Source organism: Bacillus sp. ES1-5 (assembly GCF_022487605.1).
GTDB classification, from domain to species: domain Bacteria; phylum Bacillota; class Bacilli; order Bacillales; family Bacillaceae_G; genus Bacillus_A; species Bacillus_A wiedmannii.
The window spans coordinates 135,993-162,551 of record NZ_JAKVPU010000003.1 but is presented as its reverse complement, the minus strand read 5'-3'; the positions used below and the strand labels follow the sequence as shown (position 1 = coordinate 162,551).

14 protein-coding genes and 6 pseudogenes are annotated in these 26,559 nt (G+C 30.8%); 9 read left to right on the top strand and 11 right to left on the bottom strand.

What is annotated here, in order from left to right:
- Positions 1–69: 69 nt before the first annotated feature.
- On the bottom strand, positions 70–7,668 hold the full coding sequence (locus tag MKO96_RS13105; protein ID WP_240587666.1) for a non-ribosomal peptide synthetase: 7,599 nt from the start codon (positions 7,666–7,668) through the stop codon (positions 70–72).
- A 366-nt stretch (positions 7,669–8,034) separates the two neighbouring features.
- On the opposite strand from MKO96_RS13105, the gene MKO96_RS13100 reads away from it, so the two are divergent.
- The 3 genes from MKO96_RS13100 (at position 8,035) to MKO96_RS13090 (ending at position 11,848) form a co-directional block, all read left to right on the top strand.
- Positions 8,035–8,961, top strand: a complete 927-nt coding sequence (locus tag MKO96_RS13100; protein WP_240587665.1) for an aldo/keto reductase — start codon at positions 8,035–8,037, stop codon at positions 8,959–8,961.
- Positions 8,962–9,446: 485 nt separating this feature from the next.
- Positions 9,447–11,099 carry a pyridoxal phosphate-dependent decarboxylase family protein gene (locus tag MKO96_RS13095; protein ID WP_240587664.1) on the top strand — a complete coding sequence of 551 codons (1,653 nt, stop codon included), beginning with the start codon at positions 9,447–9,449 and terminating at the stop codon, positions 11,097–11,099.
- A gap of 104 nt (positions 11,100–11,203) precedes the next feature.
- Positions 11,204–11,848 (top strand): DUF1248 domain-containing protein, encoded by a 645-nt coding sequence (locus MKO96_RS13090; protein ID WP_240587663.1) that lies wholly within the window; start codon positions 11,204–11,206, stop codon positions 11,846–11,848.
- Positions 11,849–12,691: 843 nt separating this feature from the next.
- Here MKO96_RS13090 and MKO96_RS13085 read toward each other — a convergent pair.
- On the bottom strand, positions 12,692–13,102 hold the full coding sequence (locus MKO96_RS13085; protein ID WP_240587662.1) for a hypothetical protein: 411 nt from the start codon (positions 13,100–13,102) through the stop codon (positions 12,692–12,694).
- Between the two features lie 116 nt (positions 13,103–13,218).
- The gene (locus MKO96_RS13080) at positions 13,219–13,407 is read right to left on the bottom strand and encodes a helix-turn-helix transcriptional regulator (protein WP_240587661.1); all 189 of its coding nucleotides are present in this window, start codon (positions 13,405–13,407) and stop codon (positions 13,219–13,221) included.
- Positions 13,408–13,567: 160 nt separating this feature from the next.
- Between MKO96_RS13080 and MKO96_RS13075 the strand changes: the two are divergent.
- Positions 13,568–13,890, top strand: a pseudogene (locus MKO96_RS13075) (helix-turn-helix domain-containing protein).
- A 161-nt stretch (positions 13,891–14,051) separates the two neighbouring features.
- Here MKO96_RS13075 and MKO96_RS13070 read toward each other — a convergent pair.
- Positions 14,052–15,151: pseudogene (locus MKO96_RS13070) on the bottom strand (tyrosine-type recombinase/integrase).
- A gap of 798 nt (positions 15,152–15,949) precedes the next feature.
- Positions 15,950–17,155: a GmrSD restriction endonuclease domain-containing protein gene (locus MKO96_RS13065; protein WP_240587659.1), complete on the bottom strand. Its 1,206-nt coding sequence runs from the start codon at positions 17,153–17,155 to the stop codon at positions 15,950–15,952.
- 478 nt (positions 17,156–17,633) lie between these two features.
- Between MKO96_RS13065 and MKO96_RS13060 the strand changes: the two genes are divergently transcribed.
- Positions 17,634–17,822 (top strand): hypothetical protein, encoded by a 189-nt coding sequence (locus MKO96_RS13060; RefSeq protein WP_240587658.1) that lies wholly within the window; start codon positions 17,634–17,636, stop codon positions 17,820–17,822.
- A gap of 189 nt (positions 17,823–18,011) precedes the next feature.
- Here the strand turns inward: MKO96_RS13060 and MKO96_RS13055 are convergent.
- The 4 genes and pseudogenes from MKO96_RS13055 to MKO96_RS29500 form a co-directional block, all read right to left on the bottom strand.
- Positions 18,012–18,155: pseudogene (locus MKO96_RS13055) on the bottom strand (recombinase family protein); the annotation flags it as partial.
- A 167-nt stretch (positions 18,156–18,322) separates the two neighbouring features.
- Complete coding sequence (locus tag MKO96_RS13050) at positions 18,323–19,003, bottom strand: hypothetical protein (protein ID WP_240587657.1); 681 nt, start codon at positions 19,001–19,003, stop codon at positions 18,323–18,325.
- A 15-nt stretch (positions 19,004–19,018) separates the two neighbouring features.
- Positions 19,019–19,606 (bottom strand): AbiV family abortive infection protein, encoded by a 588-nt coding sequence (locus MKO96_RS13045; protein ID WP_240587656.1) that lies wholly within the window; start codon positions 19,604–19,606, stop codon positions 19,019–19,021.
- A 34-nt stretch (positions 19,607–19,640) separates the two neighbouring features.
- Positions 19,641–20,242, bottom strand: a pseudogene (locus MKO96_RS29500) (tyrosine-type recombinase/integrase); the annotation flags it as partial.
- A 224-nt stretch (positions 20,243–20,466) separates the two neighbouring features.
- On the opposite strand from MKO96_RS29500, the gene MKO96_RS13030 reads away from it, so the two are divergent.
- Positions 20,467–21,765: a PIN-like domain-containing protein gene (locus tag MKO96_RS13030; RefSeq protein ID WP_240587654.1), complete on the top strand. Its 1,299-nt coding sequence runs from the start codon at positions 20,467–20,469 to the stop codon at positions 21,763–21,765.
- Between the two features lie 98 nt (positions 21,766–21,863).
- On the opposite strand, the pseudogene MKO96_RS13025 reads toward MKO96_RS13030, so the two are convergent.
- Positions 21,864–22,373, bottom strand: a pseudogene (locus MKO96_RS13025) (tyrosine-type recombinase/integrase).
- 45 nt (positions 22,374–22,418) lie between these two features.
- A complete protein-coding gene (locus MKO96_RS13020) occupies positions 22,419–23,189 on the bottom strand; it encodes a hypothetical protein (protein WP_240587653.1) in 771 nt (256 codons plus the stop codon).
- Positions 23,190–23,353: 164 nt separating this feature from the next.
- On the opposite strand from MKO96_RS13020, the pseudogene MKO96_RS29495 reads away from it, so the two are divergent.
- The 3 genes and pseudogenes from MKO96_RS29495 to MKO96_RS13015 form a co-directional block, all read left to right on the top strand.
- Positions 23,354–23,547: pseudogene (locus MKO96_RS29495) on the top strand (aldo/keto reductase); the annotation flags it as partial.
- A 400-nt stretch (positions 23,548–23,947) separates the two neighbouring features.
- Complete coding sequence (locus MKO96_RS29490; protein ID WP_369294515.1) at positions 23,948–24,124, top strand: GIY-YIG nuclease family protein; 177 nt, start codon at positions 23,948–23,950, stop codon at positions 24,122–24,124.
- A gap of 333 nt (positions 24,125–24,457) precedes the next feature.
- Positions 24,458–25,528 carry a hypothetical protein gene (locus MKO96_RS13015; RefSeq protein WP_240587652.1) on the top strand — a complete coding sequence of 357 codons (1,071 nt, stop codon included), beginning with the start codon at positions 24,458–24,460 and terminating at the stop codon, positions 25,526–25,528.
- Positions 25,529–26,559 lie beyond the last annotated feature (1,031 nt).

The window sequence follows — 26,559 nt, the reverse complement described above, 5'->3', positions numbered from 1 at the left end:
AAGAGAAAGTAAACAAATATTCAAAACTTCATATTTATAAACCAATCTGTTCAAAATCGATGGTATATTCTATAGCAATATTGGTTCTTTAATGGCTGGTAAAAACTCGATACTCATAGCGTAATGTAATAGCAAATTGATATATTCTTGATTTGGTTCTAAACAATGTACATTCTTCAGATATCCTTGCGTATACGAACAAGATGGTATAGCTACTGATAGTTCTTCTACAGATTCTAATAAAGGCATTATGAGCTCTAAAGCTTTCTGTTCATCAGTAGTTAGATTCGTATTAAAAAACTTCTCTATATACTTCTCTTGTTTCATTAACAGGATATCGTATCCAAAAGCTTGTAAACTATTAATAAATTGGTCCCATTTTAGCTGAGTTGGATTACAAATATGCATAGTTTTATTTACTGCATTGACCTTATAGGATAATTCAGTAATAGCTAAACTTCCATAGTCTACAGGCGTTAAATCTACATACGTATTGATTTCAGGTGCTATGCTAGATAGGCATATCCCTTTTAATAATCTATAAAATGCGTTTTCATTTATATTATATTGAAATTTACCCGTTTTAGAGTTGCCCACTAAATTTCCCACACGGTATATCGTGGCACGAACTCCTTTTTCCATTGCTTCTCTGACCATTTTCTCGCCTTGAATCTTACTTTCTAAGTACACATTATCTAAATTTTGCCCTCGATCAAAATTAGACTCAAAGAATTCGAATTCTTTTGGATCGCTTTCAGCCTGACCTACTACACTTAAAGTCGATATATAATGAAAACGTGCATTTGTATTCTTAGCTAATTCCAATAAGTATTTTGTAGACTGAACATTTACCTTTTGAAAATGCTCACGTTCTCCATAGTGTCTAACTTCTCCACCACAATGTATGATTGACTCTACCTTATTCTTTAAATGGTCCAATTGATTTGAATCTAGACCTAGATTCATCAAAGATAAATCTCCTTCAATTAATTCTACTCTCTCCTTCAACTTTTGGAGGATTTCTTTACCGAAATAAAACTCCATTCTTTCTTTTAACTTTGCATCAATTATTTGATTCTCATTTTTTCTTACTAAACAGTAAATAGTCATAGATGGCAACTGTAATAACCGTTCTAAAATATGTGCCCCTAAATATCCTGTTGCTCCTGTAAGGAAAACTGCCTTTGGATAATTCACCATATCTAACTCACATTCTTCTAATTTAGTTGTTTTATAAACAGGAGTCATTTTCGTTTCATTTTCCATACATGCCACATTCATATTTTTCTCTATCTTGAACGACATATCTTCCATCGTTTCAATATGAGCGGCTAATTTTTCTATTGTTCTATACTTAAAGAAATCTTGAATTTTCAAGTTAGGGTATAACGGTTTTAATTTTCCTAATGCCGGCATAACTTTTAAAGAATGTCCACCCAAATTAAAGAAATCATCTTTTAAACCTATAGATTTAATGTTTAGAACTTCGGACCATACTTTTGCAATATTTTTTTGCACTTTAGTTTGAGGCTTAAGTATACATTCATCGTTTTGCTCATGATCAAACTCTATTTCTGATAGTTTTTCAAAATCAATTTTCCCATTCGCCGTTTTTGGTATTTCTAACACATGAGAGTAATATTTAGGGACCATATATTCTGGCAATACATTTGATAAATGTAAAGCTAACTTATTTTTCTCTATCCCTATACCGTTCACTGTTTTATAATAAGCTTGCAGTAACATTCCATCTTTCGTTTGTGTTACCACAGCCTGACTTATCCCCTCAAGTTGTAACATTGCATCTTCTATTTCTCCTAATTCAATTCTGTGCCCTCTAATTTTAACCTGCTTATCTTTTCTTCCCATAAATTCTATATTTCCATTTGGTAACCATCTTGCTAAATCACCTGTTCGATATAATCTTTTACTATTGTCTTCTGAAAATGGGTTTGAAATAAATGCCTGTTTTGTTTTCTCTTCCTGCTTCCAATACCCTTGGGCCAATCCTACACTTTCAATATATAATTCACCCATGCTCCCTACCGGACAATTTTGCATATATGAATTCAATATATGAACCTTTGTATTAGAAATTGGTATACCAATCGGTACGCTTCCTAAAAGATTATTTTCGCCTTCTAAAACTGGTATGAAATAATACATTGCTGAAACGGTTGCTTCAGTAGGACCATACTCATTTACCAGTTGTATTTGGTTTTTAAAAGTATTTTGCCAACTTCTAATAGCATTTGTTGATACAGCTTCCCCTCCCATTATTATAAATCTTAAAGAACGTATCTTTTCGCTATCCAGTTTAGTTAATGAAGTCGATAATTCATTGAAAAATACTGTTGGTAAGTCAGAAATAGTTGCTTGTGTTTCTTGAATGGCTTGAGCATATGCGACAGTTGAATAGCGCTGTTCATCACTTAATACATACAGTTCTGCCCCATTTAACAAGGTAGAAAAAATTTCCGATACAGAAGAATCAAAACTATGGGAATAAAACTGTGTTACTTTATCATTTGGAGAAATCTGAAATACTTCATTTCTCCATTCAACTAAATTTAATACTCCTTTATGCGTTAATAATGTACCTTTTGGTTTTCCTGTTGATCCTGAAGTATAAATTACATAGGCCAAGTCATCTGGTTTATTTAAAATTTTCACATTATCATTTATAGTCGTACGATATATATCCTCTATTATTGAAACCTTATAATCACTTAAATTCAAATGACTTTTGTATTTGTTACTCGTTATAATTCTACATGCCTCACTGTCACTTACTATATAATTTATTCTATCCTCAGGGTATTTTACATCGATTGGTATATAGGCAGCACCGGCTTTTAATATTCCAATCATAGAAACGATACTATTCATACTTCTATCTAAAAATATGGCTACCTTGTCACCTTTTTTTATACCTTTATCAAGCAAATGTTGAGCTACTTGATTAGAACTCCTATTTAATTGCCTATATGTTAAAGACTCTGTTTCAGTCGCTATAGCAATCCGATTTGAATGTCTTTCTACTTGCTTATAGAATTGCTCCTGTATATTTTGAAAATAAGGATATGGTCTTTCTGTCTGATTTACCTTTTTATATAGAGATTCTTCTTCCTGTGATAGGAATGAAAGATTCTCATATTCCACTGTTCTTTGATGAATAAATGCGTCCAGTATATTAAGTAAATTTTGAGTAAACCTATTAATTGACTCTTCCTTGAAAAGATTAATATTATACTCAAATGAAATCTCTACATAATCCGATCCTTCTTCAACAGCTAGAGAAATGTCAAACTTACTAACATCTTGTTTATTAGGTAACAATTGAAGCTTGCACGCATCATGTTGTTGCAAAATATCTTTCTGGTAACTAAACATAGTAGAAAAGATCGGGTTATTTCCAAAGCTTCTATCAGGATTTATTTGCTCAATTACTTTATCAAATGGGTATGATTGGTTTTGGAAAGAATTCAAACATTTTTCTCTCACTACTTTTAATAGCTGTTTTAAATTTTTCACATCATTTAATTGTGTTCTAATAGCTAAAGTATTTACAAAAAATCCTTGTATTTGTTCAAATTCTTGATAATTCCTTCCAACAACCGGTGTACCTACAATAATGTCTTTTTGATCCGTAAGATAATGTAACAATTGAATATATGCTGCCAAAAATAGCATATACATTGAAACATTCTCTTGTTCACACACTTGTTTCAAAGACTCTTTCATTTTATTATCTAACTTCATTTCAAATACTGTACCTCTATTTGTACTTTGATGATTCTTACTAAAATCTAAAGGAAGATTTAGTATAGGAAGAGGTGCTGCAAGTTCGGCCATCCAATAAGATTTTTCTGTATCCCACCGACCTAATTTTAACTGCTCCTGTTCCCACTCAACATAATCTACATATCGATTAGAAATAGTTGGCAACTCAGGATTTCTTCGTTTAGCAAAGGCACTATATACCTTCATTAATTCATCTAATAAATTCCTTACACTCCACTCATCAGTAATAATGTGATGTAAATTGATATATAAATAGGATTTTTTCTTATCAAGATTAAAAATTCTAATCCGGAAAAGCGGTCCATTTTCCAAATCAAATGGTGTATGATCCGTTTGATTTATTGTTCTACGTATATATTCTTGTTGTTCCTTTTTAGCCATGTGTTCAATCTCATGGTGTATTAGGTCAATCGCTATTGATTTTAATATGACTTGTCTAGGCTCCCCATTTTTTTCAATAAACACTGTTCGGAGCATCTCGTGTCGTTCAACTAAAAACCTTATGGCGTCCTGTAAAATATCTTTTTTCAAACTCGGCTCAATATATATGTGTAGTGGTGTATCGTATACTCTATTAATAGCGTTTGATTTATTTAAAAACCAGATTCTTTTTTGAGCACTTGATAACTGATAACTTTCCTTATCTGCAACTTTTAATATTTGCATCTTCTGTTCTTCCCTATCATGATTTACTTCCATTAATTTATCGATGTAAGCAGATAGACTAGCAATTGTTGTATGCTCAAAAATATCTCTAATTTCTATTTTCAAATGAAACTCTTTTTGAATTTGATTTAATACTTGCACAGCAATTAATGAATGTCCCCCAAGTTTAAAAAAGTCGTCATCTCTACTGATTCTATATTTCCCTAAATTTAAAATCTCTGACCATGTTTTTGCCAACCTTTTTTCTGTGCCACTTATTGGTGGTATATATTGATTTTGCATATTTTCAAGTAAAGATGGGATTTGTGATTCTAATTTTTTTCTATCAATCTTACCACTTGATGATAATGGAAATGTTTTAAGATGAAATATATAATTTGGCATCATAAAATCTGGTAATCTTTCACTTAAGAATGTTTTTAAGTTCTCTTGTTTTATCTCTGTATTGTCTTTTGATACATAAAAGCTAGCAATTTTGTCATTTCGATAAGTTACTACTACTGCATCTTTTACCTCTGAGTGTTTAAATAATGCTCTTTCTATTTCATCAAGCTCAATTCGATACCCACGTAGTTTTACTTGATTATCTTTCCTTCCGATAAATTCTAAGTTTCCATTTGGTAAAAGGCGTACTAAGTCCCCAGTACAATATATTTTTTTATTGCGATTATATGATTTTTCGAAAGAAATAAATGCCTCTTCTGTTTTTTTCTTTTGATTTATATATCCTTTAGCAACCCCATCACCACCAATGAATAACTCACCTACTACTCCTGGCGGACATAGCGTGTTAAACGGACTGGCCACGAAAACTTTACTATTTGCAATTGGTTTACCTATTGGGATATTAGAACTTTCTTCTTTTATCTCATGATTTACTTCATATAGGGTTGTACATACAGTGGCTTCAGTAGGACCATATGCGTTAAGAACCGGAATCTTTAACCCTATTTTACTTTGCCATTTACGAACTGATTCAGCAGGTAATGTTTCCCCTCCTACAAATACACATTTTAAAGAATTTAATTTCAGCAACATTTCTTTTGACATATCAGCTATTAATTTAAAAAATGCGGTTGGTAAAAGAACATATGTAATACCATTCTTGTTAATGACATTTATAAACTCCTCTGCAGAACGTTTTTTCATTTCAGAAATTACATGCATTCTTCCTCCGCATAACAAAATCGGAAACATTTCCATAATAGAGGCATCAAAAATCATCGTTGCGAATTGTAAAAATACATCATTTTTGCCTAAATGAAATTGATTCATTAATGAATATGATAAATTAATTACTCCTCTATGTGGTACAACGACACCTTTTGGTAAACCTGTTGAACCTGATGTGTAGATAATATAGGCTGCATCTTCTATGGTATGTGTAGACGCAATATTTTCTATAAAATCAGTGTAATGAAAATCCTCTAGATAAATTGTATGAATCGCAAAACTTTCAATTAATCCCCTGAATTCTTTCTTTGTAATAATCATTTGACTTTCACTATCTTTTAATATAAATTCTATTCTTTTTTCAGGAAACTTTGGATCGATTGGTACATAAACTCCACCTGATTTTAGTATACCTAGAATGCATACAATTGTATCGATCTCTCTCACCATAGTTATACTTACACGCTGTCCCTTTTTTATATCATTTTCACGTAAATAATTCGCAATTTGATTTGACCTTTGCTGCAATTCATAATAGGTAATCGATTTATCCCCCATTGAAATCGCTATTTGATTTGGCGATTTTAATGCTTGTAGATCAATTAATTGATCTACTGTTTTTAAATTAGGATATGCAAGAGTATTTGAGTTTATATCTTTGTATAAACGATGATCCTTTTTTAAAAGTAAATCCAATGAATGGATAGGTTCGTTCACATTCTTCATTAGTTTTTGCAACAAATATATATATCTTTCAACTAAATCATTCATACTATCTGGATTATATAATGCTGAATTATAGTCAATCTCAATTTTATTCTCTGTTTCCCCTTCATATCTCATTATTCTCCAGGTCATGTTAAAAGGATTTACTCTTTTACAATCTGTTAAAACTGTGGACTCAATATCGGGAATTTTCAATTGAGGTATCCTTACCGTATTAAATGCTGTTGAATAAATCATATTATGATGTCTATTATTATTTAGATTTAAACCTCTTACTATATGTGAATATGGATTATGTTTATACTTAATAGCCAAATGAACAGATTTATTCACCTTGTTAAGTATTCCCTTAAATGTATCACCTTTTTCTATTGTTATACGTATAGGTAATGTATTAACAAAATAACCAAAAGCATTCCCTTCTTCCGTTTGTGGTCTAGTATTAATTGGAATACCTACAATAATTTCTTCAGCATTTGTCATTTGATGAAGCAAGGCACAATAAGTACTTAACATAACCCGATAGACACTTATGTTATTTCTTTTAGCAAAACATTGTATTTGATAAAATAGATCGGCATCAATATTCTTGCTTATATTTTTGTTCGTATATATCGGTTCATTCATTTTATTAATAGTAGCAGGAAACTCTGTAGGAGGTAATTTACCTTGTAAATAATCTTTCCAATAGGATGATCCTTCTCTATATATTGCACTGTCAATAAAACCTTCCTCAAATTCTACAAGGCTCTTATAAGGAGATTCTAATACTAAACCCGTATTTTCTTGAAGTAATTCGCAATACGTATGAGACAATTGTTGGATAAAAATTCCTAAACTACATCCATCATAAATAATGTGATGAAAAATCATATGTAAAATAAATTCATCTTCACAAAATTTAATGATGTGGAATTTAAACAAAGGCCCTTCTTCTAAATTAAATTTCTCATTCACTATAGAGCCTAAGAATTTTTTTAAAATAAATTTTTGTTCTGTGTTTTTAAAAGCAGTTAAATCCTTAATTGGCATATCAAAATCTATACTCTTTTGAATGAATTGTTTAATTTTTTCGTCCCTCTTAATAAATAGTGTACGTAGCGCCGGGTGAGATTGTACCATTAAAGTAAGCGCTTTCTTAAGGGTATCTATTTGAAGATCTCCTTTTAGCTTTATTATGGTAGCTTCATTGTTCATTCCATTTTCTAATTCCATTTGATGAGCTATCCATAATGCTTCTTGCCCTACTGTTGCATCCAATTCTTCTACAATTTCATATTGCTTTTGTATTTCCTTCATATGAATTTCTCCTTTTATAAATATTTCAAAACGGATAATATTTACAGTTACAACTATATGTACATATTCTACAATTTGTAAATGTATATTTTCCGACTTAATTCAACATTTATTTCACTTATTGCATAGTTATTAAAATCATGAATAAAACTCATAATTATGCTGTAATAGTTCATACTTTTATTCAATTTAAGCATAAAAAACCATTTAACTAATAATTCTAATTTATTTTTATACAGTAATCTTACATATATTTATTAAGGTAAATAGCCTAATTTATATCCCGAAAACAAATTCAAGAATATTCCAACTGATCACTATATATATTTCTAATAACATAATTTGAATAGGAGGCGTTCGTTCATAATGGAATATAGATTATTAGGTAACACGGGATTAATAGTTTCAGAGATAGGATTTGGTTCTTGGGCGATTGGTGGCGATGAATGGGGAGTAGTAAAAGATAATGAATCCATTGATGCAATTAATAAAGCAATTGACCTAGGGGTTAATTTTATTGACACTGCTGACGTTTATGGATTAGGTCATAGTGAAACACTCGTTGCAAAAGCTATACATAAACGTAGGCAGGATATCATTCTTTCTACAAAAGGTGGATTAATTGGTCATCATTATGATCCAAATCAACCAGCGGTTTATGGAGACCCTCAAAAGATCATTGATGCGTTTGATGCTAGTTTACAGCGGCTTAAAACGGATTATATAGATGTGTACTTTTGTCATATTTGGTGGGATAAACCTGAAGAAACAGAAGCCTTTCTACAAGCTTTCCAAACCTTAAAAAAATCTGGCAAAGTGAGAGCAGTTGGCGTTTCTACTAATGATTTAGATTATATTAAACATTTTAATCAGAATGATGATTTAGATGTTGTACAATTCGATTATAGTATTTTAAATAAAGAACCTGAAAAAGACATCCTTCCCTATATTGAAAAACATAATTTAGGTGCTGTGATAAGAGGTCCACTTAAGATGGGCATTTTAACTGGGAAATTTAATCATGGAACTCAATTTCCAGACGATGATTTAAGAAAAGATTGGCCAAAAGAAAAGTGGTTTAAAGATAGCTTAAACAAAGTAGAGAAATTAGGTTCACTTGTACGATCAAATCGAAGTCTAGCGCAAATCGCCTTACGTTATGTTTTAAGCCACCCAGCCGTTTCAGTTGCGATTCCTGGTGCAAAAAATTCTACTCAGGTTAAAGAAAATTCTTTACACTTAACTCGTCCATTATTATTAAATAATGAAATTGAATTCATTAAAAAACTTTGATCCATTAATTATTCTTCCATAAAAATTCATGCTAATTTTACTATCAAATCCATACTACTACTTCTTCTCCACTAGAACATATCTTTAACACTTCCACCTTATTTTTTTATCTTTTCCTAACAATATCTACAGTCTATAAGGTAGTTGAGCCCTTATATTCAACTACCTTATAATAGTTCTACATTATATTAAAATATCTACTACACTAGTTAAATATATGTTAGGACAACATATAAATTAAATAAACAATTAATTCAGATATATTTTTAGAAACTTCATTATTTCACAATTACTTTTTTAAAAATAAATCAAAAAATTTTTCTTTACTTTAAATTCCATAGTTCATATAATTTTCTATGGAATTACATTTTTTTCTAAATAGCTCCTCATTTCTAAGTATTCAAAAGGGCAATTACAAATTATTATTCCCTTATGTTTAACCAAGTAAAATAAAAATCCAGTTTTTCACAAGGAGAAGTGACTGCATGCAAGATATTTTAAAATTATTTCCAAGCGTTGACGGAAATGAAGAAAAACAAAAACTTTTATTAGAATCTATGCAGAAAATAATTAAAAATCTTGACCAATTAAAAAATGAAGAGCGAGCTACTTTAGGTAAATGTGAGGAAAAATCAGAAGGATACTACAATAGCTTAATTCAACAAAGTCATATTCCACTAGATGGAATCACTATGTCTGAGGTTATAGAAGAGCTAAACCAATTTATGAATGGACATCCTTATCCAAATAAATATTACTTGTCTAACGCTGTACCACTACCAAGTATACCTTCACTATTAGGTTTACTAACCATGGCCCTTTTAAATGGTAATGGTGTTTGGGATGTCTATGGCCCAGGGGCAGCTGAAGCAGAGGTAAAAGTTGTATCCATGCTTTCAAAACTGATTGGCTATAATCCACATAATAGCGGTGGTTATACAACATGGGGTGGACAAGGTTGTGTATTTTCGAGCTTACGTTTAGCAATTTCTAAACAATTCCCATTAGCAAAAGAACATGGTGCTCCACAAAATGTTTATTGCTTTGCTTCTGAAAATGCACATTATAGTTTATTAAAGTCAGCTGAAGCAACTGGCATAGGATCGAATCACTTAATAAAAGTGAAAACTGATCCCTATACAAGTTCTATGGATATAGATGATTTAGAGGCTAAAATGATACAAGTTATTAAAAATGGAGGTATCCCCCTTTATATTCTAGCTACTATGGGGTCAACAGATACATTTACCATTGATGATATAAAAAAGATTAAAGAGAGTGCTGAAGCAATACAAAAAAAATATAAATTAAAACCTATTTATATCCATGCGGATTCTGCAATGGGCGGATTCTATAGTTTCTTTAATAATTATAGTTTTGAAGAAAATTCACTCTCATTTGAACCTAATGTGAAAAATGCCTTACAATACGTGCAAGATAAAATGCAATATATGTCCCTTGCAGACAGTATATGTTTTGATTTTCATAAATTAGGACAAACACCTTATGCTTCAAGTATTTTAATCGTAAAAAATCATACTGATTTAGAACTGATGGACATTGAACAAGATGATACACCTTATCTTGGTAATAGATCATATGGTAGTTATCATACAGGCTATACCTTAGAATGTTCACGTGCTGGTAGCGCTATTCCCATGTATATCAATCTATTAGCCTTTGGAATTGAAGGATATCAAAAATTATTAGCAAATTATGTCCGTGTAAATCTATTATTTAGAGAGAAGTTGCGTGAGGCTCTACCTCAAGTCGCAATCACTAATGATTTTACATATGGACCAATTACAACCTTCCGTTTCTATATGAATGGAGATGGCCAAGAAAATTGGGAAAAAGAACGAATAGGTCTTGCAACAAAAGAAGAGATTGAGGATACAAACCGATTAAATATAGAACTATTTAATTATCTAGGAAAAAATCGCGATCAAGTATTTTTTGGTGATACAACTCGTTCTTGTGTAGTAGATGTATTAAACAGTAGCGATAGAAATCCGATTTCCACATTAAAATTCTTTTCTATCTCTCCATATACAACTGTTGAATGTTTAGATGATATCGTAGAATTTCTTTATAAAAATATTTCGATTTCTACTAAACAGATTTATTCATATGTTTAATAATCATATTTGTTAGCGCTTTAATAGTTAAATTTAACTAAGTTAAATAAAAATCTTTATTCTTATAATTACTATTAACTATATCAGGAAAAGAGGAAAAACATATGAATATAGAGCTACTAGATACACACCACGTGAAAGATGCAGCACATTTACTTGCACATTCTTTTGTGAATAACGAACCTCTTGTAAGCAGTTTACAAATTCCCTTTGCTCCTTTTCACAAAATGTGTGAAGAAATGATGAAACAAGCTGTATCTCAAGCTATGTCATTTGTAGCAATAGAAAATTTTCAAATTGTCGGTGTTCTTTTAACAAAAAAAGTAACCCAGCCACTAATAGATACAGAGAAAGCAATTGAACTATGCCCGCAAATGGAACCTATTTTTCAACTTTTAGATACATTAGAGACAGAATCTATTGAGTTTTCTCATTTAGATAAAGAAAAATTGGTCTATCTAGATATGGGCGCTTGTCATCCAGATTGGATGGGAAGTGGGATAGTCACCAGCCTTCTTTCACATGCAATTCAAGAAATAAGTAAAAAAGATTTTGATTTTATTGCTGCTTGTACAAATAAGATTTCTCAAAACATCCTAAAAAAACTGTTTACGACCTTGGAAATTAATGAAATAGTGTATAGTAGTTTTCTTTATAAGGAAACATACCCATTTGCTAACACAACAGCTTCCTTAGCAGCTCAATTACTATATATTCCTCAATCCCAATTCGTCATCAAGGCCATATAAATTTGTGTAGAAGACTAGCTGTACTTTTGTGCAGCTGTTTTTTTATATAGAGTAAACTAACAATAGTTATTTTTACATAAGTGACACCTTTTACACTTTAACTTCTTCGAATTCAATAGTCCCCGTCTCAGCATGCCTTTTTTCTCTGCTTAGCTTACCTCAAGATTCCCTTCTATTTATTAAAACATGTTTCATCATGTTTTAATTTCATACGCTCCATTACTTCATCTACACCAGTAACTTAAATACTTTTCCCTATTTTAATGTCTAATCTTTTATTTTTTAAATAACGTGTGATACATAGATTCCCACCCTCAAACACTTTAAAACAAATTACCTAATAACCCCTTAATATTCCCTATAATACTGACGGTTACCATTCTCTTTCATTTCATTTATCTATTCATATTACATACCCTATAGCTATCTAATCTTCCTTAAAGAATCCCATGTAAAATTCATGATAATAGAAAACAAATTTGTCATATTTAGCATTTAAGAAAAAAGAGTGAGAATTACTGGATTCCCCTTTCTTCTCTTCCTTTTAAGAAGCTCTTTTAAGTCTAATTCTATTGTATTCCCGCTAAATAACATGTCCACTAATCATTAACAATTTATATAACTGTATAAAGACTCTACAGATTACTAAAGGAATCTCCTTCCCCCTATCGAATTATTTGTAGAGGAAAGGAGAGGAATACATGGAAATTCTAGGATTAGATCCTCGTGCATTAGCGACTTTAGGTGCACTTGAATACACCAATCGTCGCAATAAATTAATCGAAGACTCAGCGAATGACATATATGAGTGTAAAGAAATAAAAGAAATACTCCAATCACTCCCTAAAGAGAAGCAGATTGAGGTCCTTGAGAATCAAGCTCACTTTGAAGCTGTGGCAAAGATGATTGAACAAAACAATTTAATTCTTTTAGAACAGATGAAAGCTCTACAGCTAATTCAGAAATAATAAACTTATGATTAATTAATTCTACATATGCTTCCATAAATAATGTATCTTTATTTATATCATCTGCCTCTGTTTTTACAGGGGCTTTTGTTATGCGTTGATTCATATTTTGAATTTGAATAGTTTCTTTCACATGTATGAATAGATCTTCTAATAAACCTGGTGTAGACCCTAACTCTTGCTTTTCAATACCCTCTGTTACAGCACTTATAAACTCCCATAGTACTTTTGCTCCCAACAGTTCCGCTAAACGTTTTTCACGCATTTCAAATGTTTTCATATTCATATTTAAACACTTCCCTTATCTAATATTTTCTTAAAAATAATTAATAATTTATTTCGTTTTAGGAAAACAATAAAGAAACATAACTTATCATGTTTCGAATTACACGAATCGTGACATTAATCTTCAAAAAAAAGAATCCAATCAAAATTTAGTACCTTAGCTATATTCTTTGCAACAGGAACACTTGGATTTCTTTCACCACTTTCAATCATCGCATACATACTCCTAGATATTCTTGCCTCATATGCAATATAATCTTGTGTTTTCTCTTTATGTTTACGTTTTTCCAATAACCAAAACCTCATTATTCCCCCTCTTCCATTGTCACGAAATGTGTAACTAATAATTATATTACATAAAAATAAGTATAAATTCAATATTTTTTACACATTTCGTGTACTTTATTAAATGTTACATATTGTGACGTTATAATTGATATAGAAAACACCTAAAAGGAGGTAGCATATGTTTGGCACTAGACTACACAATCTTCGAAAGAACGCAAACTGCGTCAAGAAGACATGGCAAAACAACTAGGGATTGCTCGAACTACATATGCAATGTATGAACAAGGAAATCGAGAACCTGATTATAATACATTGATAAAATTAGCGACTTTCTTTGAAGTATCAATTGATTACCTCCTTGGTACAACTGAAATGAGACAAGTTACAAAAATACAAGATCCTGAGCTTTATCAATGGTTTGAAGATATAAAAAATGCGACTCCTCAAAAACGTGAGGAATTAAAAAAGTTTTGGGAGTTTATAATACAAAGAGAAGACTAGATTATTTAAAAGACCTCCACCTTGACAGGGTGGAGGTCGTGAGTTCGAGCCTCTCCGGGGTCATACAGTTAGAAACCGTGTCAAATTAAAGTTTGATGCGGTTTTTATTTGTTTAAACTCGTATACTATAACACCAGTGGTCACAGAATTGGTCACATTACCTATAAAATCCCTTCTATTTTATTAACTGTATCCTCTTGCATCGTTGGCATTACATGTGAATAAGTATCTAATGTGATTTTGATATTACTGTGTCCTAACCGTTCAGAAATCACCTTCACATTCACACCTTTAGCTAATAGCAAAGTCGCATGTGTATGACGTAAATCATGGAATCGAATCTTTGGAACGGCTCAAGCGTTTAAACTTCGTCTAACGTTAGCAGGATTAATTGGCGTTCCAGAAGGAGTACACATTACCAAGTCGTTGTCATTGTATTCCTCACCTTGACTCAGCTTCTCTTTAAGTACGACTGCTCTATGCTTCTTTAGCTTTGCTACTGTTGATGCAGGAGTAGTATCTTCCTTAAACTTTCCTTCGTCTTACCTCCAAGCAAGAACGTTTTCCCATCATGACTTAGCGTTTGACTAATGACTAAATGTCCCTTTTCTAAATCAACATCTTTCCACCGCAAACCTAGTAATCCCCCCTGTCTCATTCCAGTTACAAGACCTAAATGAAAGACAATAGAATACCTGCTATCCAGTGCAGCTTTCAAGAACAATTGTACTTATTGTTCATTCCACACAGTTAACTCTTCCTTATCACCTTTAGGTAACTTGGTTTTAGCTGCAACATTTTTGGTGATTAACTTCAAATCTATTGCATGTTCAAGAGAGTTCCGAATGATTTTGATTATCTTCTCAATTGTTCTTTGCTTTAAACCTTCGTCTCGCAGTGAATTAACGTAGTTTTGCATATGCAACGATGTTAGCTTAGCTAATTTGATATTGCCTAGAGATGGGATGATAAGACTATTCAAATACCCTTTTAGTACCTTCGCTGTTTGAATAACAACGCTGTGCTTCTTTGTATTAAACCAACTTTCAAGATATTCACCGTAAAGAAGCTTGCTAGGTTCTATATATGTTCAAGTATGAACTTCTGAAAGTAATACGGCTAAAGCATTTTCTGCTTCCTTTTTAGTAATGAATCCCCTCTTCTTCTTTTGCTTCCTTTTACCTGTTAAAGGGTAAATACCGATATCTACAATATAAAAATACTTTCCTGTTTCCTTATCTTTTTTGACGCTTCCTTTCATTGTTAAGAAACTCCTTGGAGTCCTTAACTGTGCTGTATATGGTAATTTTATTATAATTGATAATTGCTGATATTACTGGATAAAATTCTACGTCATACTAGCATAAAGACAAACGAGCATTATTTGCATATGTTTTCTAGCGAGTTAAAAAATAGCAATAGCTTTATCCCTTTGAGCAAGCTATTTTAAGTGATCCATTTAGTGACTTGCTCTCATGACTTAAAAAGTATTGGTAATACTGAATTTATCACTATTTGAGTAAATACGATTGTGAGAAAAAGTTATACCCTTGAAGCTGTAAATCCATTTTCCCTTCGATAACAAAGGTAATACTAGATATCAAAAAATCCTATCTCTCATATAAGGAGATAGGATTTTCAATTCATAATTACATCAATCCGTCCACGTCAGGCATTTTGATCAACAACTACTTCTGTTGTTAAGAACATTGCTGCAACAGATGCAGAAAAACCTTGATATAATCATGTATTACTTATATTCATTTAGCATTAACCATTTCTGGTGATAAAGCTCCATTTACAATTATAAAGTAGTGATAGAATCCAGTAAAACAGTTATGATTCCATGAAACTTTTTTAATAACAAAAATCAACCAATCTTCTAAGAATTGAAAACCCACGTGCTATCCGTTGCACCACGATCGACTCAAAAGAGCTTTGGGCAATATTATATCAATGGTTTATGCTTGCTTGGGTATTTCTATTAATGATGGTACTCAAATAAAATCCTGATGGCAAATAAACGCTATAACATGAAATAAGATGTGACCGAATGGAGTTACGATAACTTCAAGTAAGACTCAATTAATTGGTCGAATTTATCTCTTCGTAATTTGTTTGAGTTATTTACAAAATCTGCTGTATTGCACCAGTTAATCAAAAATTCTTTTTGTGCAGTAGTAATTTCCTTAACATCCGCTTCAACAAAAAGACCAATTAAATAAGTTATAATATCCAGTCGGTCTATTTCTTTTATTGACGGATTGACTTTTAGAAATTTTAAAACGTTATCCAGAGCCTCGAGAGTTTTGTCAATAATTTGTGTAGTTACCGAAATATCTAATTTACCAATTGCTTTTGGTTTTGCATCAGATGGAATGGGACTTGAATTACTGGTTTTAGGATATCCTGTTTTCTTATAATATGCAGAATTTAATGTAGCTAAAGGTATTGAAACCTCTGCTGATTTTCTTGGAAACAAATGCCCATAACCATGTGCTTCTAATCTTTCTGCAAAAGGATAGACATAATAAGTATAAAAATCTAAACCTTTTGTTAATAAGTCTGAAAGATATACCATAACTTCTGTTACTTGACTACCAGCTAAATTCAACACTTCAAACCATGCCATTTGTTCCTTACGAGATAAATCAGTAGCTTGATTTACCACGTATACATAACCAAAATGCTTACGACGAATTTCAGATAGAACATCCTTAATTTCACTTTGATTTAAAAACTCATTCTGTGCTAAATAATCCCTAAAAACAGAATGGTCTTTATTGTATAAAATACCGACTGGTATCTGGTATTCTTCACAATCGCTATCCACTTCATTAACTACAAATTTACCTTTTTTTAGGTCCAATACAATATGCCTGAATTCCGAATTATTAGTATAAGCTTTATAATTCGCTGACAATCTCTGCTGCCCATCAGCTACTGACATTTTGTTCTTTACAGATTCACCATCCAAAATCTCACGTGTAATAAAGTTCATTTGCTCTACTACTTTCTCAGGCTTAGTAATAATGTTTACCGAGATCGGAGCGATTGGAGAAGAACCATGTAATTGGTAATTAAACAGGGCGGCCGCCTTTTCATCTGTCCATCTAATATAAGTCTGAAAAACTGGTAAAACAATATTCCTTTCTTCTATTTCTTCACAAAGCCTACGAATATTTAAATCTCTTCTTTCCTTACTTGCATCGAAAAGCGCACTATCCATTAATTCTTCTAGGCTGTTTGAAATAGTTGTGGTCATGTTACCCATCCCCCTAAATAAAGTTTTATTATTGCTTTCATATTAAATCAAGCAGCCTGAATTATCAAATTATTAAGGCTGCTAATTTCCCCAAAAAATCCCAATGATTAAATGCCATTTTAATAGGTTTTTTACTACAAAACATTTCTAGCTGCTTAATAATATTCGATTAAATATTGCAGGAATAGCAACTTTATTCAATCTAATCATTCATAAAAAATGCTATAGCTAACATATAAGATTTGAGACATTTACTACACACTTACAAAACTCAGGATATACTTGCAGGAAATTCTTTTATCCAAGATTAAGATATTTAATAAAATCGAAATTTCGTTAAATTTCAACGCCTCACTCACCATTTATTAAGTTGAAATTTTAACTAGTCTAAATTCTTACTTTTTGCTAGACTGTCGACTAAGAATGATGTAATGAAAAAAGAACATACCTAAACATTTAATCTTGAAGGAGTGATCTGATGAGAAATAGCAAAGAATTTTGTCCGTATTGCAATTGTCATTTGCAAGGAGATCTAATCCCAAAACAATCACAAAAGGCATATAGTGCAACTCATTTTACAAGAAAAATTGGTATCACAAGCATTGAAGCTGATAAGATACTTAAATGGAAGTGTCCAGATTGTAATAAAGAGTGGGAGAAAGATTAATCATAAGAGTTTACAAATTTTCTGAAGTACGAAGCATTTAGCTTCGTTTGGAAACAACATTTTTTTCTTTGAGAGTGTTTTTACCTACCATGGGCTTGTGCCCAGTGAAAATGCGGAAATATAGAGGATATACGAATGGATGTATAATGTATCTCCATTACGCAAACGCAGTTTCAAAGCTTGGTATTAAGGTCGATTAAAGTCTTTGCCACTTTGCTTATCGATATGTATATCACGTTCATCAATTCCAAGAGCATACATGCTGTTCAATTGTCTTGCTTCGTTTTGGTCTTTACTACTTACTCGTACATATCCGAACTCTTTGTTATCCATGATTTATTCCACCTTGTTATTTGATACTCTTATCTTATCAAATACGTTTCAAAAGTGAATTTGATACCATATGAGACTATCAGAACCCTTATTCGACCGTTTCGTAAAACGTGTTTCAAAAAGTGTACCTTTTTGAACATAAAAAAAGGTGTAACAAAGTTACACCTTTACCTAAAATCGTCTTCACTTAAATCACTCATAGCTCTTTCATGATAAAATTCTTGCATTTCACGTTGGATTTCTTCCCATTCCGCTTGTGTTAGTTCGAAACGCTTATCATCTATTTTCTCCATGATTCCAGGTATATGTTGTTCAAAGAAATCTAGGGTATTATCATATAAGGTCTTTAGAACGGTAATGAGCTTATCCTCATCTGCAGCAGTTAGTTTAATTGAATGATGAGTTAAATCATTTCTATATTCATTAACGACAAATACTGCATTTCTAAAATCTTCTGGAATATCGATATCACACAAAAGCTCCACCCTCTCTAGGGCTTCCCTTAAAGTGACGGTGGTCAATTTCTTATTTCCGATTTTATTTGCTGGTACATCAAATACTGTTGTTTTATTTCTGTCTAGGTGGATACCAAAACCTTTTACCTTTGGAGGCATACCTTTTAAGTGTTTTTTTGCATCCATGTATACTTTCAAATCGGTGAATATAAGTGATTCGTTCCTTTTAGAAAGGATATGCTTTAATAAGATTTCAATCCCATGGTTTAGGAAGATGATAGCATCTTTGAGATGATGATAGCTATGTTCTCTATGTAATGCTTCAAACTGTTCAATTGATTGTTTAGCTTTCTTTAAAGAATCAGTTCCATTGTCTAATAACGTAAATTCCAATTTATGCACTCCTTATCATTTAATTAACCCAGATTTTTTAAACAGCTCTCTTTTTAGTTTGGCTCTATCGGAATCTAATGATTTTTTTATTCCGCCTTTAATATGAAACTCCGTAAAAGAGTATGTTTTGAACATTTCTTCAACTAATTCTAAGTGTTTTTTTGCAAGTTGTTTTTTAATTTCAAGAGATGGTTTTGTAAATTTATTATTTTTAATATCAGCATAAAGACTCATATTTTTCATTTGATTTATAGAATCAAGGTTTTCTTTAAGTTTCTCAACTTTAAAGTATGAATTTTCTTGTCCAGACGCATCTAACCTCATTCTGTAAAAAGCAAAATTTTGTTTATTTTTTAACTCATGACTTCTTAGGCGTTTATAAAAAGTTTTCCAATCATGACCTTCTTTAAAAAATGAGCGGCTAGCTTCTTGATATATAATCGGAAGTTTGGCTAGTTCTTCATGGGCGATTTGTGCCAAAGCATATACACGAGCATAGCGTTTATTCTCAAATAGTAATCTCGATTCTTCTAAAAGTTCTTTGGCGTTTTCGTAGACAAATATATACGCTTCTTCTAATTTTCCAAATGAAAGAGCAGTCAACAACCTCACCCCTTATCTATTCCGTGCCGCTGGCACCTAGTAATTCTCCCTGTCTCATTCCAGTTACAAGAGCCCTATGAAAGACCCTAGAATACCTGCTATCCTGCGCAGCTTTTAAGAACAACTGTACTTCCTGTTCATTCCACACCGTTAATTCTTCCTTATCAGCTTTAGGCAACTTCGTTTTCGCTGCAACATTTTTTAGTAATAAATTCTAAATCAATGTCATGTTCAAGGAAGTTCCGAATGATTTTAATTATCTTCTCGATTGTCCCTCTCTTTAACTCCTCTTCTTGCAGTGAATTAACATAGTTTTGCATATGCAATGATGTTAGCTTAGCTAATTTGATATTACCTAGAAAAGGAATGAAACGACTATTTAAGTATCCTTTCAGTACCTTTGCGATTTGAATACCAACACTATGCTTCTTCGTATTAAACCAACTCTCAAGATATTCACCATAAAGTAGCTTACTAGTTTCTACATATGTTCCGGTATAAACTTCTGAGAGCAGCTTTGTTAAAGCATTTTATGCTTATTTTTTGCTTTCTTTTAGCTGTTAAAGGGTCAATACCAATATCTACAATATAAAAATACTTTCCTGTTTTTTTATCTTTTTTAACGCTTTCTTTCATCATTAAGAGCCTCCTGCGGGTCCTTAACTATGCTATATATGATATTTTTCTTATAATCCTTGTATTATGGACTAGAAATTTACTTACACCTAAAAATAAATAGGAAAATATATTTCTTACCAAAATATTGTAGACATTTTCATAATATCATTTTATGCTCTATTATAGTTATTCATAGGAATTATTTTGAAATTCATAGTAATATACTTGGAGGAATAAAATTTATGAAAAAAGATGATATTGAACATTATTATAGACCTAACGAAAAAAAAGAAAAAAATATATGGACAGATTGTATTTTTATTTTCGATACTTCTGCCCTCTTAGAATTCTACTACTTTCCTAAGAAATTTCAAGAAGACATATTTAATAGTACTTTTGAAAGAATTAAGGAGAGACTATGGATTCCTCATCACGTAAAATATGAATATTTAAAAAACAGGGAAAATACGTTACAGAAACCTATTGAAGAGAAATATAAACGACTTGAGGATGAGCAAATAAAGGTAATTGAAAGTGAAATTAAAAATATTAAAAATAGAATCAATAATTTCATTAACCACACAAAAAAAGAAGATACTCACCCATATATTGATAACACAATCTCACTCAACTTTGAAGAAGCTAGCAAAACTTTCGAAACAGCATTCTCTGATTTTAAGTCAAAGGTTGCAATAGAATTTAAAAAGAGAGAAGAAGAGATCAATGCTTTTGCAACCGAAGATTTTGTTCTTGAATCATTCAGTAACTACTTTAAGATTGGGAGAGAATATAACTTTGAAAAACTAATGGAAATTGTAGAAGAAGGAGAAATTCGTTATAGAAACAAGATTCCCCCAGGATATAAAGATGGACCAAATAAAGAAGGTATGCAAAAATATGGGGATTTAATTGTATGGAAGCAAATTATAGATTTTGCAGAACAAAGCGGAAAACCCATTGTATTTATTACAAATGATGTTAAGGAAGACTGGTGTTATCATTATAAGAGAAGTAATGAAGTTCGAATTATTAGGCCAAAAGAAGATTTAATTACAGAAATTAGAAATAAGGCATCTGTAGATTTTTGCATGTATACATTTTCTCAATTTTTACATACGGCTAAAGAAATTTTAGGTACTAATATCCCTCAAGAGATCATTGATGAAGCTAAGACAGTTAGTGGCTCAAAGAAAACTTCTCAGGTAAGATTTGATGGGTACTATCGAACATTAGAAGACAGCTATGATCCCAAGGATAGTGATGGAGATATCACTGAGTATGAGTACTATTATCAGTTTTATGAAGATGGGAAAGTGGATTTCAAAATGGGTACAGAAAAAGCGTCTACAACTGGAATTTATACACTTAATGGGAATTCTATTAAAATAGAAATTAATTATCCATCTCCAGAAAAACACCTTGTTCTTATTGGAACTATAAATGCAGATTTCATACAGCTAGAATGGAGTAGTGATGCTGGTGTTGAAGTTGGTGATGATAATAATACTGGTTCGGAAAGAGGATTATTTTACTCACACTAAGTTATATAAAACTTTGAATTTGAATTGAACTGTTAAATATCTTTATTACTAAAACCTTGATAGCATCATAACTAAAAATAACTATATATTTAATACCCTCAAGTATGCACTTTATACTTAAGGGTATTCTTGGTTCTAAACATACGAATGAACAATCCTACGTAATAAAATAATCTAAAATAAGCACTCCACATGGTATGGGTACCCAAAGTTTCTACGCCGGCAAATTCTCCGGCTTTTTGTAACTGTCGGTAGGATTGAATTTTACTACTTGGTTTATCCCCTTTTCAAAAAGGAAATAACCAAGTACTTTTTTGATTTGCGGCATATGGAAGTACTTCCTCAAAAATGGATGTAATATTTATGATACGCTCCTTTTTTGTCTTTCCTTCTTTCACTTTAAATTCTTTCCACTTTTGCTTCAGTTTCAAAATTCCACTCGTTTCCATTTTAAATGAATTACTTACACGTAACCCCGTACTAATACCAATTAGAAATAAAATATAATCACAATCTGAAAAATGATGTTTAAGAGACCATTTCATGTCTTCAAGCTGTTCTTTGCTTCGAATCGGCTGTACATCAATTAAATGATTCTTTTTATCCATCTACATCTAAATCCTTGATTTCCAATGATTTAAATGTAGACTTCTTCAATCCAAATTAATTGTTGAACCTGATAATACTTCTGGACGTAACTTATTAACTCTTTTCAGGTAGAAAACATGCATATTTATTATTAAAAGCATTGGCATAAAGAAGATACTTAATAACGCTATGATATAAATATAATTTAGATATTTCAATATTACAGTTATCACTAACATAAAAACAAAAGCAAGAATATTACTACCAATTACAAAGATACTACCCTTAGTAGAAATGTTTCTAATAAACATATAATATTTATTCTTTTTTAACTCATAGTATATCTTAATGTCCTTCTCTTTTACTGATTTTAAATCACGATATATCACTACCCTGTGGCATCCCTCATCTTCTTTACCGTTCCTACTTAACACCACCTGAGATTTACTGATAACCCTCAATATTCTCCATTCTTTATCCCCGTAATTAACAAACATTTTAGATGCAATAGGATTAATTTTTTCAAACAATATAATTATTATATAAACATATAAAGATATAAATAATGCCATTATACTAATTAGTAAAAAAAATAATTTCGTACCATTCTCTTCTCCAAACTCATTATATAAAGGATATGCCATGGAAATACTTCCAAAAACAAAATTTATTAAAATATTAGCTAAGAAGATTTGCAATCTTTGAAAATTAGTTAAAAATTTCTTTTCAATATCTGTAATATTAAAATTATTGATCATAAAATATATAATTGGTATTAAGAATGGAATAAACCCCATTTTCGTTAATATATCTAATAATTCGGTTAAATCACCCAACTAACTCCACACCCTTTTCTCAAACAATTAAAAACTTAAATTATAAAAATAATTAACTCTTATTATAACTCCATTTTCTGATCCCCCTTATAAGCATTATTTTAATTTTCTTATTCTGATTAAATTATACATTAAATACCATAAAAACTTCATTACAAATCTTCGTCTTTAAATTACGTTCATTTGCACGATTAAATCGGCGTTTAGCGCAAATTGCCTTACGTTATGTTTTAAGCCACCCAGCCGTTTCAGTTACTATTTATGGTGCAAAAAATTCGAATTATGTTAAAAAAACTCTTTACACTTAACTCGTCCATTATTATTAGATGATGAAATTGAATTCATTAAAAAGCTTTAACTTTACTATTATCCTTCCATAAAAATCAAACTAAATTAACTACCAATTCATCCCCTATTCATATGTCTATCTACTCTTCATCAAAGAATCCAATACGGATTTACAGTAAAAGGAATCAACCATTCCATATGAAGATTTCTTAAGGACAAAGAATGTAATTTAATGGTTTCTCCTTTCTTCTCACTATTTTCAAGCCGATTTCTACTATATTCCTACTAAATACCATATCAATTAATCATGAACAATTTGTATAGCTAAATATAAAGAATACCCAGTAAAAAAATGTGGGATCAGAATAAGTTTGTTTAATTTTAAATATAATACAATCTTATCACTAGAAATTGAAAACCTAAAGGAATGTTATACATAGAAAATTGAGCAACTCCTTATTAAATCAGACGTGTATAAAATTTTTGGACGAAATCAAAAAATGATTTATGTAGGTGAAGTAGAATCTATTAAGACCAGAATTTCTCAACACTATGATAAAGATGAAAAAGGAAGATATATAAATATAATAACAAGAGATAGAAATAATTCCTGCTGTAAACCTAATATGATACAAGCGATACTTTAATAAAGTAAACTATATTGAATGCGAATCAGCAAAGCGAAAATACTGGATATTTATATAATTAAACAGTTATATAGCGTTTAACTAGAAACACTATATGTACCATAGATAAGAAGTCACCAGGAATACCAACATAATTTACTTTATCTATGCAGTATTAGCATTTGAATTTAGAGAGATTATTAACGAACTTCAATTTTTATATAAATTCATTAGAAAATAGTAACATTTTATTACCTAATAGATTATTATAAAGATATGATGTTATCTTTATAACTAAATCTTATTTCGAGGCCTTATTACATACTAATAAACTGATTATAGAGGAGGATATAAATGGATATAAGCAAAAAGAAGGAATTGTTAAACTTAATATTAAATTATAATAAAGAAAAACATGAAAAACACTTAGAACATAAGAATACTGTAGGTAATTTATTAGTACCAGGCTCCTTTAAAACAATTAATAGTACGCACTGGAGTGATGACTCCTGGTTGTCTCAAAACAGTCTACCACATACAGCAATAACGCATCTCCTTGATTCATATTATCAACTTCCTGAAAGACCAGACTTAGCATTCAATTCACTTTGGGCGAGTATAAACAGTCTATATTCAAAGCTCGCAACAGAACATGCAATCCTTAATAATACCAAAATCCCCGGGGATGCTGAAAGTATTCGCATTGCTTTAAAACTTATTAATGATGTTCTAATTCATAAAATTAATTATAGAGGAAATGAATATGAAATTGGAAGCTTAATTACAAATTATTTAGAGTATCTTCCTCTTCAAACTTTCCGTTTTATTGCAAGTTTTATACTAAAAGGTATTGTAGTCAATGATTTTAATCCCAAGTACATATCAAGCCAGTTTAGAACATTTAAAAGTAAGGAACGTTTCGAATTCATATACAACGATATATATGATTCATTCGGTAAATCATATAAAATATTATATAACGTAAACTTAACTAATTCTGATATAAAACTTACCCTAAATGGAACAACTAAAGAGGAAATTAAAAACAATAAAAGAACGTCTGAAGGTTTAACTTATCAACTGGCTTTATTCTTGCAAGAATTAGCTATAAAACGAGTATCCTATATTGAAAAAGAAGAAATATCAGTTGAATTATCAGATGATGAGAAATATTTAGAATTTATTTTTCAAACAATACTATATTCTATACGCAATAACACTTTACATGGTAATTCCTCAGCTAGACTAAGTAGTATTAATGCTAATTCTGCTTATCTTGCAACAAGTACATTTACTTATCTATACGGACACTTATTCCTGTCATTACTGTTGTATGTTTCCAATGAAGTAAAAACCCAAGACTTAGAATTGAATTTTTTTAATTTAGAACTTTGGAAACATAAATATGAACAATCACTCACCTAAGTATTTTAATTATACTACTAGACCTTTCCTACTCTTGCACACTACTATCTAAATAGGTGTGCAAGATATAATGTTAAGAGGCTAAATTACCATTTTTCACCTCTTAGTTTTTTTAATATTAATGTCGCAAATGCATTAGGCTTTATGAATGGAAATCAAAATCTAATATATTTAACCCAGACCGTAACAAGACGGTCTTTTTATACATAACATACAATTCGCTTGATTAAAGTTTAATTAGTAGCGTTAGAATGATATTTATAAAATACCCTTTAATTCCCTTGCAAACCTTGAGGCAACAATTACTTACCTACATTTATTAAAATACAATATAAGTTCCGTAGTGATCTTATTCTCTCAAATATAACTATATATAACCGACTTCCCAATAAATCCACCAATTAATACCAAACCAGTATATCTAATTATTAATCTGTTATCTTAAAATATTCTTTCTCCTCAATTTATATATATTTTCCTATTGTTTACTTAGAGTGCAGCAAATAGTATGAGAAATTATAGAATGCAAGAATTATTTTACTAACATATTAATATCAACATACTTTCTTAATTTTGATATTAAAGAAGAAATAATAAAGGAAGACATTCCAAATGTAATATGCAATCTAAGGATATTTCTTGTTAAAATGTATGTCTTCATTAAAATATTTCACATTAAATCTAAAAAAAACAAATAAAAGCACCTATTAGGTGCTTTTATTTGTTCTAACAGTTTAGAAAGTTCCGTCCACTTATTAAATGTCTAATTTTAAGGTTTATTTTCATAAGTTTTGAAGACTACAATATTGGACTTTCCCCAAAATTACACTTCCATTTTTCTATCTAAAACCCTGTAACCTATGCCTCCTTACTCTAGCTCACTTTTAAATTCCACTTTATTTCTTGCTATTTCGCCAATCTTTAGTAGTCAGCAACTTATTATTAGATAAAAGGATTACTTTTTTATCTAATAAAATCTTTTGAGTTTCTTTGTTGTACATATCAATAATGTCAATAGCTATAAAGACTTG